15 protein-coding genes and 5 tRNA genes are annotated in these 14687 nt (G+C 45.3%); 15 read left to right on the forward strand and 5 right to left on the reverse strand.

The window, feature by feature from the left end:
* Positions 1–31 precede the first annotated feature (31 nt).
* Complete coding sequence (locus HGH91_RS24815; protein WP_168741594.1) at positions 32–1354, forward strand: aspartate kinase; 1323 nt, start codon at positions 32–34, stop codon at positions 1352–1354.
* A gap of 51 nt (positions 1355–1405) precedes the next feature.
* Here HGH91_RS24815 and HGH91_RS24820 read toward each other — a convergent pair whose 3' ends face one another.
* Genes HGH91_RS24820 through dinB form a run of 4 tightly spaced genes read right to left on the reverse strand, consistent with a single transcriptional unit; the run spans position 1406 to position 6559 of the window.
* The gene (locus HGH91_RS24820; protein WP_168741595.1) at positions 1406–1864 is read right to left on the reverse strand and encodes an RES family NAD+ phosphorylase; all 459 of its coding nucleotides are present in this window, start codon (positions 1862–1864) and stop codon (positions 1406–1408) included.
* 18 nt (positions 1865–1882) lie between these two features.
* Complete coding sequence (locus tag HGH91_RS24825) at positions 1883–2335, reverse strand: antitoxin Xre/MbcA/ParS toxin-binding domain-containing protein (RefSeq protein WP_168741596.1); 453 nt, start codon at positions 2333–2335, stop codon at positions 1883–1885.
* Between the two features lie 39 nt (positions 2336–2374).
* Entirely contained in the window at positions 2375–5329 is a 2955-nt protein-coding gene (locus HGH91_RS24830) for a DNA polymerase III subunit alpha (RefSeq protein WP_168741597.1), read from the reverse strand.
* Between the two features lie 15 nt (positions 5330–5344).
* Complete coding sequence (gene dinB, locus HGH91_RS24835) at positions 5345–6559, reverse strand: DNA polymerase IV (protein ID WP_168741598.1); 1215 nt, start codon at positions 6557–6559, stop codon at positions 5345–5347.
* A 317-nt stretch (positions 6560–6876) separates the two neighbouring features.
* Between dinB and HGH91_RS24840 the strand changes: the two genes are divergently transcribed.
* Complete coding sequence (locus tag HGH91_RS24840) at positions 6877–7545, forward strand: SdpI family protein (protein WP_168741599.1); 669 nt, start codon at positions 6877–6879, stop codon at positions 7543–7545.
* A gap of 97 nt (positions 7546–7642) precedes the next feature.
* Here the strand turns inward: HGH91_RS24840 and HGH91_RS24845 are convergent, their stop codons facing one another.
* The gene (locus HGH91_RS24845) at positions 7643–8089 is read right to left on the reverse strand and encodes a hypothetical protein (RefSeq protein WP_211092415.1); all 447 of its coding nucleotides are present in this window, start codon (positions 8087–8089) and stop codon (positions 7643–7645) included.
* Between the two features lie 110 nt (positions 8090–8199).
* Here HGH91_RS24845 and HGH91_RS24850 point away from each other — a divergent pair, with 110 nt between their 5' ends.
* The 13 genes from HGH91_RS24850 (at position 8200) to nusG (ending at position 14683) form a co-directional block, all read left to right on the forward strand.
* Positions 8200–8952 carry an XRE family transcriptional regulator gene (locus HGH91_RS24850; RefSeq protein WP_145672419.1) on the forward strand — a complete coding sequence of 251 codons (753 nt, stop codon included), beginning with the start codon at positions 8200–8202 and terminating at the stop codon, positions 8950–8952.
* Between the two features lie 322 nt (positions 8953–9274).
* Positions 9275–9601 carry a cupin domain-containing protein gene (locus HGH91_RS24855; protein ID WP_168741600.1) on the forward strand — a complete coding sequence of 109 codons (327 nt, stop codon included), beginning with the start codon at positions 9275–9277 and terminating at the stop codon, positions 9599–9601.
* 70 nt (positions 9602–9671) lie between these two features.
* On the forward strand, positions 9672–9869 hold the full coding sequence (gene rpsU, locus HGH91_RS24860) for a 30S ribosomal protein S21 (protein ID WP_168741601.1): 198 nt from the start codon (positions 9672–9674) through the stop codon (positions 9867–9869).
* Between the two features lie 43 nt (positions 9870–9912).
* On the forward strand, positions 9913–10899 hold the full coding sequence (locus HGH91_RS24865; RefSeq protein WP_168741602.1) for a tyrosine-type recombinase/integrase: 987 nt from the start codon (positions 9913–9915) through the stop codon (positions 10897–10899).
* Positions 10900–11060: 161 nt separating this feature from the next.
* Entirely contained in the window at positions 11061–11360 is a 300-nt protein-coding gene (locus tag HGH91_RS24870; protein WP_145672412.1) for an HPF/RaiA family ribosome-associated protein, read from the forward strand.
* Between the two features lie 251 nt (positions 11361–11611).
* Positions 11612–11685, forward strand: a tRNA-Thr gene (locus HGH91_RS24875).
* Between the two features lie 55 nt (positions 11686–11740).
* A tRNA-Tyr gene (locus HGH91_RS24880) sits at positions 11741–11825 on the forward strand.
* A 189-nt stretch (positions 11826–12014) separates the two neighbouring features.
* A tRNA-Gly gene (locus HGH91_RS24885) sits at positions 12015–12087 on the forward strand.
* 21 nt (positions 12088–12108) lie between these two features.
* Positions 12109–12180, forward strand: a tRNA-Thr gene (locus HGH91_RS24890).
* A gap of 265 nt (positions 12181–12445) precedes the next feature.
* Entirely contained in the window at positions 12446–13633 is a 1188-nt protein-coding gene (gene tuf, locus HGH91_RS24895; protein WP_145672410.1) for an elongation factor Tu, read from the forward strand.
* Positions 13634–13734: 101 nt separating this feature from the next.
* Positions 13735–13808, forward strand: a tRNA-Trp gene (locus tag HGH91_RS24900).
* A 107-nt stretch (positions 13809–13915) separates the two neighbouring features.
* Positions 13916–14116, forward strand: coding sequence for a preprotein translocase subunit SecE (secE, locus tag HGH91_RS24905; RefSeq protein WP_106527941.1), 201 nt, complete (start codon positions 13916–13918; stop codon positions 14114–14116).
* Positions 14117–14683, forward strand: a complete 567-nt coding sequence (nusG, locus tag HGH91_RS24910; protein ID WP_145672408.1) for a transcription termination/antitermination protein NusG — start codon at positions 14117–14119, stop codon at positions 14681–14683.
* Positions 14684–14687 lie beyond the last annotated feature (4 nt).

Consider the following 14687-nt stretch of genomic DNA (forward strand, 5'->3'; position numbering starts at 1 on the left):
CAGGTTGCTAAAGCAAAAACAAAACATTCAGATGAAAGTGTTAAAATTTGGTGGAACCTCCGTGGGAAAACCAGAGCGTATGCAGTCGGTATCACAACTGATCACAGCAGATAAAGATCAGAAAATTGTGGTCCTTTCCGCACTGTCAGGCACCACAAACTCTCTTGTGGAAATCAGCCAGTCATTGTCAGGAGGTAAAAAGGAACTGGCGAAGCAGCAGATTGATAAGCTGGAAAGCCACTACCGTACTTTTTGCAATGATTTAGTGAAGCAGGACGCCGGCCGCGCTAAAGCCAAGGCGATCGTTGATGAACACTTCGAATTTCTGAATATCATCCTGAAGATATCTTTCAATGAGGCACTGAATAAAGATATTCTCGCCCAGGGCGAATTATTATCTACCCGTCTCTTCTGTGCATACCTCGAAGAAGCCGGCATCCAGGCGGTATTGCTGCCTGCGCTCGACTTCATGAGTATCGATGAGTATGAAGAGCCGGAAATTCCGAAAATAAAAAATAGACTGGCCGACCTGATCCGTCAACATAAAGATCAAACCATCTTTATTACCCAGGGATATATCTGTCGCAATGCCAGGGGAGAGGTAGACAACCTGAAACGCGGGGGTAGCGATTATTCCGCTTCCCTGATCGGCGCCGCTATCCAGGCAGACGAAGTACAGATATGGACAGACATCGATGGTATGCACAACAACGATCCCCGCGTAGTGAAGAAAACCTTCCCGATCGAGCAACTCTCCTTCGATGAAGCGGCGGAACTGGCCTATTTTGGCGCTAAAATCCTCCACCCGGCTTCTATCTGGCCTGCACAGCATTTCAACATCCCGGTGAAATTGCTGAACACCATGCAGCCGGAAGCGAAAGGCACTATCATCACCGAATTACCTAATGGTAACGGCGCTAAAGCGATTGCTGCCAAAGATGGTATCATCGCCATCAAGATCAAGTCCAGCCGCATGCTGCTGGCATACGGCTTCCTGCGCAAGATCTTCGAAATTTTCGAAAAATACCGCACGCCCATCGATATGATCACTACTTCCGAAGTAGCGGTGTCTATCACCATCGATAGCGATCAGTACCTCGATCAGATATTGAAAGAACTGCAACCATTTGGTACAGTAGAACTGGATTATCACCAAACCATCGTATCTATTGTAGGCAACGAGGTGGCTGCCACACCGTCTATTATCACTAAATTGTTTGATGCCATGGAGGAAATTCCGTTGCGCATGATCTCTTACGGTGGTAGCAGGCACAATATCTCTATCCTGATCAACGGCCAGTATAAAGAGAGAACATTACAGGTGCTGAATAAAGGATTGTTTGGTCTGGAATAAAAGACCATGCTATTTTTCCATAAAAGCAGTGGAGCATGTCTTCACTGCTTTTTACTTTTTTAGCCGCTGGTCAAACACAAAAGGTTGGGTATCTGCAATGCTGATGTTGGCAGCATCGGGATGCAGGGGATTTAGCAGGTAATTATATTCATCTGCAATCACCACAGAGGGTATTCTCAATACGGCATACCGGGCGGTATCTATCCATTCGTCCCCAATCTGTTGCAGCGCCGGGAAAGGAGCCAGCGATTGCCAGCCCGAAGGTAAATCGTGCTTGGTCAGCACTTTGATGGCAACGTTGTCCGGTATATGAATGGTGGCAATACAGAAATCCTGTACAATGGTTTTAAGCGGAATGTGTACCAATACTTCCAGTGCCGACAAGGCCCTGCTGCCGGCTGTGTACATCACGGCATGCCCCGGACTATTCCATCTCCCACCGTATAAACGTGCTCCCGTTCCACTCAGGTCGTTAATGTAAGCGCATTTACTGATCCTGTATACTTCCATGCTGTTGTTTTCGTTGATTTACGCAAAGATGCCATGCTCAATACGTCCCAGCTCATCCTGGATGAGTTGAAACCCGAAAGTGGTGTCTAACAACGAAATAGGGGATTGATAATTGAAGGCGGGCAGCGGCGTACGCATCCACTCCTTGAAGTTTTCCAGGTGACCAAATACTTCGGTGCCCCGTTGGTAAAGCTGTGAAAGCAGGATGGCCCGCTCAGACGTGTCGGCTGATAATTTCGTGTCATCGGCATAACGTTGCAACGTTCTCTCTGAAATATGTACTACCTGCGCCAGCTCAGATAAGGAAAACGAAATCTGCCTGCTCAGGTTTAATAATGCCCGCTTGAGAATCCCGCTGCGGGAAAGCTGTATAAAATCAAAATAACCACTACTGGCCACATAGGCGGCCCCCGGCTGTTCTACGATCAACAACGCATTTTCCTGCACCTGGTATCCTTTAATATGTTTCATAATACCCGACATTTGTCACAAAAATACAACAATTTGTCGTTATTTCAATTGCTTGTCTTCAAAATAGCCAATCTTCCACATCTTATTGATTTCCAGAGTAATCACATCATGCTCCTTTACCACTTTGCCCTTCAGTACATAAAAACCGCCCTTCTGAAAAGGATATTGCCGCAAACTATCGGGAAAATGAACAGTATCCACGAAGGAGCCCTCTCTATCCAGGAAGGTACCAAAACACATTGGCTCGCCTTTAGCGCTGCGTAAATTCTTGGTGGTAACCAGATAGCCCAATGTCGTTACCGGTAAGCCCACATGCTGGTCAAACTCACGGGCAGGCATATACGATTGTTGATCATGCTGCAGTACCTGGAAAGGCGATTGCAGGGGAAAGCCCAGTAGATCTATCTCATCAAAGGCATCTTCATGGGCGTGATATGCCAACGTGGGTAACTCACAATTTACTGTCGTAGCCCCGAATAAAGGCAGGGCATGGGTATGGCTGTTATCTCTCCTGCTCACCAACAGGCTACTTTTCCACAATAATTCTTTTTTCGTATAACCAGTGAAATGGAAGCAACCAATACGGATCAGTATTTCCAGCTGTTCTTCTCCGGGCATGATGCGGTTGGTAAAATCTTCCAGGTGGGAAAAAGGACCATATTCCCGGCGGTCTGCCAGTATCCGTTCCGCGAGTTGCTGCTCCAGGCCTTCCACATGAATGAATCCCACATATACCTGCCGGCCTTTGATATTCGTATAGTAGTCACTGTTATTAATGCAGGGAGGGTGCAGGTCTACGCCGGTTTTCTGCAGTTCCCGGAAATAAAGTTCCCGGTTATAGAAGCCGCCGAAGTTATTGATCACGGCCACCATAAATTCCGCCGGAAAATATGTTTTCAGATAGAGGCTCTGATAACTCTCTACAGCAAAGCTGGCCGAATGTGCTTTGGAAAAGGAAAAATTAGCGAAGCTGGCTATCTGTCGCCATACTTCTGCTGTCACTGCAGGGGAATGACCACGTTGGGCGCAGTTGGCAAAAAAACGATGTTCGATGTTTTTAAACTCATTCGATTCCCGGTATTTCCCGCCCATGGCCCGACGCAGCGTATCTGCATCGGCCAGCTCCAGCCCCGCAAAATGATGCGCAACTTTAATCACATCTTCCTGGTACACCATGATACCAAAAGTTTCTTTCAGCAGTTCTTCAATCACCGGGTGCAAATAGGAGACTTTATCCGGGTTGCGATATCGTTCTACATAGGCCTTCATCATGCCCGATTGTGCTACGCCAGGGCGAATAATAGAGCTGGCAGCCACCAGGGCGAGATAATTATCGCATTGTAGTTTCTGTAATAGCTGGCGCATCCCCGGTGATTCGATATAAAAGCATCCAATCGTATTGACCGTTTTAAGATTGTTTTTTACACGGGGATCCTGTTGAAATGCTTTCACATCATGGATATCAATTTCTACCTGCCTGTTTTCCCGGATAATATCAATAGCATCCCGGATATGACCAAGCCCGCGCTGGCTGAGGATATCGAACTTATGCAACCCGATACGTTCTGCCTGCCACATGTCCAGTTGGGCTGTTACAAAGCCTTTGGGCGGTAAATAAGTAGTGCAGTAGTGATGTATGGGCGCTTCACTGATCAATATACCGCCGGCATGAATACTCAGGTGATTGGGGAATGCCGGCGTAGTATTCATCAGTTCACAATAGCGGGCAATTTGCCGGTGAATATGATCATTTTCCAACTGAAGCTGAAAGCCATTCTCCAGTATTTTGTCAATTTCTTTTTTCGGCAGTCCATACACTTTTCCCAGTTCCCGGATAATGGCGTTCGTCTGGAAGGTAGTCACCGTACCTAATAGCGCGGTATGTTCCGGTCCATAGGTATCAAAAATATAACGGATTACCTGGTCACGGTCGCGCCAGGAAAAATCGATATCAAAGTCGGGCGGCGACTTGCGGTAAGGATTCAGGAATCGTTCAAAGTAAAGATCGAGCTCAATAGGATCTACATCGGTAATTTGAATGCAGTAGGCAATAATGGAGTTAGCGCCGCTTCCACGGCCAACATAGAAAAACCCTTGTTCCCGGGCATACCGGATCATATCCCAGGTAATGAGGAAATAGGCTTCAAAATTTTGCTGGGCAATGATGTCCAGTTCTTTTTCAATGCGTGCTAATGCCACTGTATGATCTTTGCCATACCGCTGGTACATGCCGGCTATGGCCAACTCCCGCAGCTTTTTCCTGTCGCCCGCTACGCTGCCGGTAAAATGTTTTTTATTGCTGGGTGTGTTCATGGTCATCTCCACCTGGCAGGCATCCATTATTTCCAGGGTATTTTGTACAATGTCCGGGTAGTCGGAGAAGTGATCGACCAGTTGCGCCGGATGTGTTAATTGTTCGGCCGGATGCCCCGTCATAGCAGGTGTGACTTGGGTGATCAGCATGTTCTGATCTATCGCGCGAAGCAGGCGATGTAATTCATAGTGTTCGTTGTCCTGGAAGGTAACGGGTTGTAAAACCACCAGCTTCTTTTTCCAGGCAAGCGTATCAGTTCTGAAAAGTTTATTGCGTTCCCAGGGGCGGATACCTATCAGTTCGTGGGCATCCAGACTGTCGGGTGGCCGGCTGCCCCAGGGATAAACGACAAAGGTGTGTGGTAGCTGGGGGGCGTTATCAGGAAAAGGAATTTCCCGCTGCAGGTCGTCGGACAACAGGTGGTTGATATGATACCAGCCCTCCTGGTTACGGGCCAGTAACAGGTATTTAAAATCGTTCCCATTCCTGCATTCCAATCCCAGTATAGGTTTGATCAGGTATTGCCGGCAAAGGTCTACAAACTCCCATGCATCGGCAGTCATGTTGATATTGGTCAGTGCCAGGCTGATAATGCCCAGTTCATGCGCTTTTTTAACCAGCATTGCGGCCGACATGGTGCCATAGCGGAGACTAAAGAATGTTTTACAGTTGAGATACATACCAATAAACCGGGGTTAAGCTTTGAAATAGGGCATGATATCCTTTGGAGGCCTTGTTGGGTCTTTTTTCCCGGGGGCGGTTACATTGGTGCCTTTCATCAGGTATTCCCATCCAAAGCGGTTTTTGATCTGGTCTATGGCCTGGTAGAGGGCAATCATTTCCTGTTTGTCATCGAACAGGCTGATCTGGTAATTTCCATGTACCAGGTGACTGAAACGTACGCCTATCAGGCGTACCAGCAGGCGCCGGTCGTATAGTTTTTTAAACAGGTCTTTTACTTTTTCCAGTAGTACATGATCGGCGCAGGAGTAGGGGATACTCATCTGTTTGGTGACTGTTTCAAAATCGGCATAGCGGATTTTCAGGGTAATACAACCAGTAAGTTTTTGTTGCTGCCGGAGTTCGAATGCAATTTTCTCTGTCATCCTCACCAGTTCTGCGTGCAGGAATTGCAGGTCGATGGTATCTGCAGGGAATGTACTTTCTGTAGAGATAGATTTCTGTTCATAGAAAGGCACTACCGGCGATTCATCGATCCCATTGGCTTTTTTCCATAGGGCTATCCCGTTTTTCCCCATCCATGCTTCAAGCAGGGAGATGGGCACTTCGCTCAGTGTCTTCACGGTTTCTACGCCACGGCGCCTGAGCAGGGCGCCGGTTTCACGGCCTACCATCGGGATCTTTTCCACCGCCAGCGGTGCCAGAAAACTTTTTTCTTCACCAAACAGTATTTCCAGCTGACCATTTGGTTTTGCTTCGTCTGTGGCTACTTTAGACACCAGCTTGTTGGATGCCAGTCCGAAGGAGATAGGAAGCCCTGATTCCTTCATGATGCTCCTTCGCAGCGCTGTGGTCCATTTCAGGGATCCGAAAAATTTATCCATCCCTGAAATATCCAGGTAAAATTCATCGATAGATGACTTCTCGTAAAGCGGTGCTTTTGCTGCAATCATCTCCGTGATTTCCCTCGATTTAGCGCTGTACAGTTCCATGTCCCCGCTGCGTATAATGGCATGCGGACATAGCCGCAGCGCGGTTTTCATGGGCATGGCAGAATGAATACCATAGCGCCGGGCTTCATAGCTGCAAGCTGCTACTACGGCCCGGTCACTGCTACCGCCCACCAGTAATGGCTGCCCGCTTAACCGGCTGTCCCGCTGGCATTCGACGGATACAAAGAAGCAATCCAGGTCGAAATGCGCAATGGTGCGCTGTTGTAAAGTAATCATAACTAAGTTGGTTTAAGGGATAAACAAGGACGGATCGGGTACACCGTATAAAAGCGATACGGATGGCGGACCGGGCAATGGGGAAGGATAGTAAGGCAACAGGCCTGCCAGCCGGAATCACTTTCATCTGGACCTGCAATTTACTAATTATTTTAGTTATTGCTAATAAAATTAGCAATAAATATTCAAAAATCTCGCGCTGCTATTTTTCGTAACTTTAGTATGGCATATCTGGCATTCAATATGTAATGAGTAAGAGAGTGGAAATGAAGGAGAAAGGGAGTATGTGAATGGTTTTACCTTTAAACTGATCTCCAATGAAACAACCGGATTTAACCAAAGAATTACTAATTCTCGCATTGTTGCTGGTCCCCATGGCTTACCTCGCCATTATCTGGAATCATTTACCCACCGCCATTCCCGCTGCGGCAAACCCGCTGGGTTCCGCGGAAATAAGGTCAAAAAGCGATTTCCTGTTACTCATGATTTTCCTGTTTTTTACAAACGGCCTGCTGTACTTCCTTTTTCGCTATATCCCTGCTGTGGACGAAAGCCAGTCTGTGCCGAAAGGAGAAGCCGTACATAAGGACTATTACCGTATCCGGTTTTTAATCCATACCTGCCTGGCAGTTTTTACCTGTGTCATCATATTCCTGGTAAGCCAGGGAAACCCGTTCGTTATGGAGCGCTGGGCATTTATCGGGGTGGGGATATTGATCACCGGAATAGGGCTTTATCTCCGCAGGTTAAAGCCCAATAATTATATAGGCGTCCGGACACCATGGACGCTGCAGAACCCGCAGATATGGAAAGAAACACACCTGATGGCCAGTAACCTGTGGACAAGCGCGGGCATTGTAACCATCATCGCCGGATTCTTCCTGTCGCTGATTACAGGAGTGTTTATCTTTTTCTTTCTTTCCATTGTACTGGCAGCCCTGCCCTATATTTATTCCTTCCGGTTGTATAATAAGGATAAAGGATAATATAAACCTGCTGTGATTCCGTGGTCAATTCATACAAAAAGAAATGGCGTCCCTGACAAGGACGCCATTTAATATTTTTATAGAGAGCGATTATTGACTAGAACCATCCTTTGCCCAGCGCTTCGCGGAAAGGCCATGGAATGAGCGCCAGTATAACAATCAGTGCGAGGCCGAAGAAAATCAGGCCCAGCTTATGTTTCTGCGCATCTGTAGCAGCTTTCTTTATTTTGGATTTACCAATATGCACCAGCGCAATGGCAATAACAGCCATGACTTCATGTTCTACGGTAAAAAATCTTAATACCGGTGTTTTCATCGCCACACTCATATCTGCAAAGCCTTGTTTGGCCAGCGGGCTTACAAACATAAGAATCAGCCCTACCAGCAACTGCAGGTCACAGAAGATCATAAAAAAAAGTCCTGCTTTACTGTCTGCTGCTGTAAAGGGTGTTTTACCGGTAACACCTCTGAGAGAGCGGATCACTGCCCATATCCCAGCTAATAATATTGCCCATCTTAAGAACGAGTGTACATAGTTTAACATGTCGAGTTGGATTTATACCGGGCAAAAATAAGCGATGAATGTCGAATATATTTGGTAATTCATAAAAATATTTGCTAATTTTGTTAGCAAGGTACTAAATTATTTAGGTTATGTCCGTAGTATGTCAGAATTTGAAATATCTGCGTAAGCAAAAAGGCTGGACGCAGCAAGAGTTTGCCGATAAACTCGGTATCAAGCGTTCCCTGCTGGGGGCATATGAGGAAGAACGTGCAGAGCCCCGTACGGAAATCCTGGAACAGGTAAGCGATATGTTCCGGGTATCCATCGATGATCTGCTCCGCAGGGATTTGGGTTCCCAGAAAGATAGTTTCCTGGAAAAGCGCCGCCAGCTCAAAATGGGGACTTCCAGGCAAGCCATCCAGTTTGTCCCGGTAAAAGCGGCCGCCGGTTATCTCGCCGGTTATAATGATGATGAATTCATCGAGGAACTGAACACTTTTACCCTGCCTATGCTGGGCGCCGGCGATTACCGGGCTTTTGAAATTGCCGGAGATTCTATGCTCCCGGTTACTTCCGGCTCTGTCATCGTTTGCCACAAGGTAGATGGCTGGGAAGAGATCAAGAACAATGAAACATATATTGTAGTTACTTCCCGTGAAGGTATTGTGTTTAAGCGGATCCAGAAGAATAACCGCGCTAAGTCAAAAATTACCCTGGTATCCGACAATCCCCAGTTTGAACCATATGGAGTAGAAATGGAAGAAGTACTAGAGCTTTGGCAGTCTGATGCCGTTATCAGTAAAGCGGGCCAGCAAAGCCGTATGAGCGTTAACCACCTGGCCGATATGGTCAGCCAGCTACAGGACCAGGTAAGCCTGTTGAAAAAGAAGCTGAAAGACTAAGACAAACGTATTAGCAGTTATAGGGGAGAGCCACCTCTCCCTGGGTGACTGCGTTGAATGCTCCCATGGATATGGCTGTTCTCTGGAGAGAGCAGGCCAGGGAGTTGCTGTTGCTCCGCGTATATGCCACGTGCCTGGGGCCTTAATTCCACTGTTATTTAATAGAATCCCATTGCTCCGGTATTGCACCATTTGCCGGAATGACCCCCTTTGTGGGCATTTTCCCGGTAATCTTCGTTGGCTGCAGGAAGACGCCTGCCGCTTTGTTTCGCATTTCTTTCTTAAATTCGGGTATCACAGCACACGTTAAATCAACCACAGCATGAGGTTTCATGTTTCTTTTGCCGAGTCTTTACGACAATTGCAGAAAAGCGATGATGATTTCGCGGTATTGTTTGAGCACGGTTCCATGAGGGGGATTATTTTCGGTCCCGATGAAATGGATGGACAGGAGCCACATGTCCAGGATGAAATCTACCTGGTGATGCGGGGGAGCGGGGAATTTGAGCTGGAAGACAAAGTAGTACAGGTAGGCGTCGGAGATTTCCTGTTTGTGCCTGCAGGGAGTACGCATCGCTTCCGGAATTGTACGGCCGATATATTGTTGTGGGTGGTCCTATACGGCCCGGAAGGCGGAGAATCAGAATAATTCGGCAATCTTTTGTTTTTTAGTAAATCTTATATTATCTTTGCGTTCCTAAAAATAAGAGGCAAAAATTATGTTGATCATTGATTCTAAAGATTGCGAAAACATAGACAAGGCGCTTAAAAAGTATAAAAAGAAATTTGAGAAAGCTCGCATTTTACTGCAGCTGAGATCGCGCCAGTCTTTTACCAAACCATCTGTTAAACGTCGTAACGAGGTGTTAAAAGCCGTTTACAAGCAACAGCTGTCTACCGGTAAATTCGATGCTTAATTAATTGCGTTAGCCATAGGCTGATTGCAACTCAAAATATTTGATGATTGTAAGGTTATTTAATAACTTTACAGTCATCAATCTTTTTGTGTTGAACGAGCCATTATATTCATTAGCTGAGCGGTTCATTTCCTATATCCAGCTCGAAAAGCGTTACTCCGCTCATACCTGCATTGCCTATCGCAATGATCTCCTCCAGTTTTTCGATTACATTACTGCCAGTTATAGCAACACCCCGGTGGGTGATATTAGTCATGTAATGATCCGCAGTTGGCTGGCCCACCTGATGGAAGATGCCATGACGGCTAAAAGTGTAAACCGGAAAATATCCACGCTTAAATCCTTTTTCAAATATTGTCTTCGCCAGGGGCTTGTCAAACAGTCGCCCATGGTGAAAGTAATTGCACCTAAAATAAGTCGCCGTTTGCCGGGGTATATTGAGGAAAAGGGAATGCGCGCCCTGGAAGATAATATCAGCCCGGTGTCTGTGAGTTCCCTGCATATTTTCGCCGACGATTTTGAAGGGATGACCCACCGCCTCATTTTTGAGATCTTTTACCAGACAGGTATCCGGTTGTCGGAGTTGATTGCTTTACCAGAATTCAGGGTAGACCGCAGCAACCTGTCGGTGAAGGTAATGGGGAAAGGAGGAAAGGAGCGTATTATACCTATCAGTGAAAGGCTGCTGTCGCAGATAGCCGTATATATGGAGCAAAAGCGCGTTCAACTGGAGGAGTTTGAAAGCGGTGTATTGCTGGTGCATCCACATACAGGACAACGGTTGTATCCCAAGTATGTATACCTGATGGTGCGAAAATATCTCACGGAGCACCAGATCACTACCCTAAAGAAGAAAAGTCCGCATATGCTGCGGCATACTTTTGCTACTCATTTGGCTAACAATGGTGCAGATCTCAATGCGATCAAAGAGTTGCTGGGGCACTCGAGTCTCGCTGCCACACAGGTTTACACGCACAATACCATAGAGCAATTAAAGAAGGTGTACAAGCAGGCGCACCCAAAGGCGTAGATTTTTTTTCAGCTTTTAACAAAATATTACGCGGTATAGCAGCATTGCATTAATAAAGTGACTATATTAGTAATGAAGTTCTTTTCTACTAAACGAGAGTGCCTATGACCATGGTTTACTAACTAGAACCTAGATTGTTAAATATTTAAAAAATTAGTGCTATGAACGTACAAATTCAAACTGTGCATTTTGATGCGGATGCTAAATTGATTGATCACGTGAACAAGAAAATTCAGAAGTTGAACACCTTTTATGATCGTATTGTAAGCGTGGATGTTTTTTTAAAATTGGATAATATAGCACATCAGGTTAAAGATAAAATAGCTGAAATCAGAGTTCGAATACCCCGTCAGGACCTATTTGTCAAGCACGAGTCCAAGTCTTTCGAAGAGTCGTTTGATTTAGCCTATGATTCACTTGTTAACCAGGTAAAACGTACTAAGGAAAAGAAATTTCAATAATTTTCTGAAATAATTTTGGAAATATTAATCTCTTTGCTACCTTTGCCATCCCGATTCAAAAAGAGGGTTGGTAAAAGTAGCAAAGTTCTTTATAGCAGGGCGTCTTCAGGGAAGTAGATAAATTTTTAAATATTTATAACAAACTGAAAAAAAGATTTTGAGAATTGAAAAAAACTCTTAATTTTGCGCTCTCTTTCAACGAGTTAAACGAACAGAAATACTTTAATTGAAAGAATGTTTTTTGAAAAGATGCCAGCATAGCTCAGTTGGCCAGAGCTACTGATTTGTAATCAGTGGGTCGGGGGTTCGAATCCCTCTGCTGGCTCATCGATTTTTGCTTTGTTCATGAAAGTGACGGGCGACAAAATCCAAGAATGTTTGGGCAGGTTCCAGAGCGGCCAAATGGGGCGGACTGTAAATCCGCTGACTACGTCTTCATAGGTTCGAATCCTATCCTGCCCACCAAAACAGCGTGTTCCGCTTTTGCCCTTCGCAGAGGCGGAACATACTTGTTAAGTGAAAGGTGAGTAATTTAAGATACTAAGATTACCCTGGCCTTGTGCTACAACAGCCTTTTAAAGCTCTTTTTTTTATTCTATAATTCTATAAGTGAAAAGTTGCTACGTGTTGCTGGAAACTTAGTGAATTACATATGCGGGAGTAGCTCAGTTGGTAGAGCGACAGCCTTCCAAGCTGTAGGTCGCGGGTTCGAACCTCGTCTCCCGCTCGCATTAAATGCAATTTTCAAGCTGTTGTAGCTCAGGGGTAGAGCACTTCCTTGGTAAGGAAGAGGTCGAGAGTTCAATTCTCTTCAACAGCTCAATTGAATTTTAGAAGAATAGTTGTAGTGAGTGAATAATCGCCTCAACAAACTCCATAAAATTCGAATTTCGGAATTCGAATTTGTAAATTCTGCACTCCGAAATTAAAACTTAGCGTTGTAGCTCAATGGAAGAGCAACCCATCTTCAACAGAAAACGGGGAGGCCATGAGTTCAATTCTCATCAACGGTACAAGTTTGTAAAACCGTTTTTTAAAAACAACTATCAATACAATCTTTACAAACCATCTAAAAAGAAAATACAATGGCAAAAGAAACCTTCAAGCGGGATAAACCCCACGTAAACATTGGTACCATCGGCCACGTGGATCATGGTAAAACTACTTTGACTGCTGCCATTACTACGATTTTGGCAAATAAAGGTCTGGCAGAGAAGAGAGGTTATGATGAGATCGATGCTGCTCCTGAAGAAAAAGAAAGAGGTATCACTATCAATACAGCTCACGTAGAGTATCAGACAGCTTCTCGTCACTATGCTCACGTTGACTGTCCAGGTCACGCTGACTATGTGAAGAATATGATTACCGGTGCTGCTCAGATGGACGGTGCTATCCTGGTGGTTGCTGCTACCGATGGTCCTATGCCACAAACCAGAGAGCACATCCTGCTGGCTCGCCAGGTAGGTGTACCTCGTATCGTTGTTTTCATGAACAAAGTTGACCTGGTAGACGATCCAGAATTACTGGAACTGGTAGAGATCGAAATTCGTGATCTGCTGTCTTCTAATGGTTTCGACGGTGATAACGTTCCTGTAATCCAGGGTTCTGCAACTGGCGCTCTCGCTGGTGACGAAAAATGGGTTGCTGCTATCGACCAACTGATGGATGCTGTAGATTCTTACATCCCACTGCCTCCTCGTCCGGTTGATCAACCATTCCTGATGTCTGTTGAAGACGTATTCTCTATCACTGGTCGTGGTACCGTTGCTACTGGTCGTATCGAACGCGGTCGTATCAAAGTTGGTGAGAACGTTGAAATCGTAGGTCTGCAGGAAGAACCACTGAAATCTACTTGTACTGGTGTTGAGATGTTCAAAAAACTCCTCGACGAAGGTGAAGCAGGTGATAACGCTGGTCTGTTGCTCCGCGGTATTGAGAAAACTCAAATCCGTCGTGGTATGGTTATCTGCCAGCCAGGTACCATCACTCCACACACTGAATTCAAATGCGAAGTATACGTACTGAGCAAAGAAGAAGGTGGCCGTCACACTCCGTTCTTCAACAAATACCGTCCTCAGTTCTACTTCCGTACTACTGACGTAACCGGTGAAGTTGAATTACCAGCTGGTGTTGAAATGGTAATGCCTGGTGATAACGTTACACTGACTGTGAAACTGATTCAGCCAATCGCAATGGATAAAGGTCTGAAATTCGCTATCCGTGAAGGTGGTCGTACAGTAGGTGCTGGTCAGGTAACTGAAATCCTGAAATAAGCATTTCACAATATTAAAAGCCATTAGCTTTGGCGATTAAATGTCAGAAAATTTATATAGATTTGCTGATTGCTGAAAGCTCAACGCTAATGGCTTTATACACGGGTATGGTGCAACGGTAGCATACGGGTCTCCAAAACCTTTGATCTGGGTTCGAATCCTAGTACCCGTGCCAGGTCTAACAAAATAATTAAATGGTTGAATTGTTGTTATTACAAAATAAAACAAGTCAACCATTTTTTAGGCTTTAAACAATTGACCATAAATCGTTAACTTTACATAATGAATAAGATCAGAAATTATTTCCGCGAGTCTTATCATGAATTGGTTTATAAGGTGTCCTGGCCTACCTGGCAGGAACTCCAGTCATCTACCATGATTGTTCTGATAGCAACAATATTTGTTACCGCGCTGGTTTGGGGTATGGATGCCGCTTCCAATTTTGTGTTAACACACTATTACGAAATTTTCAAAGCTAAATAAATGGATGCAGCCAATCTTCCTGCTCAGGAAACAAAGTGGTATGTACTCCGCGTTGTTAGTGGCAAGGAAAAAAAAGTAAAGGAATACCTGGATATTGAAGTACGCCGCTCCGATTGGGGTAACGTCATCAGCCAGATTTTCCTGCCGGTAGAAAAAGTTTATAAAGTGCAGGCTGGTAAAAAAGTAATGCGCGAAAAAAACTTCTATCCCGGTTATGTGATGATCGAAGCGGTAGATGGTAAAATGACCGATGAAGTAATACAAGCTATACGTAACGTATCCGGTGTTATCCACTTCCTCGGAAAGGAAAAACCTATCGCACTCCGTAAAGCTGAAGTAAATAAAATGTTAGGTAAGGTAGACGAACTGAGCGATCAGGGACTCACCATGAGCGAACCTTTCATCGTTGGCGAAACAATTAAGATCATCGATGGTCCGTTCAACGACTTTAACGGCGTAATCGAAGAAGTGATCGAAGACAAAAAGAAACTGAAAGTAACAGTAAAGATCTTCGGCCGTGCTACTCCGGTAGAACTCAACTTTATGCAGGTAGAGAAACTCGCATAAGTTT

Source organism: Chitinophaga eiseniae, assembly GCF_012641265.1.
Lineage (GTDB): Bacteria > Bacteroidota > Bacteroidia > Chitinophagales > Chitinophagaceae > Chitinophaga > Chitinophaga eiseniae_A.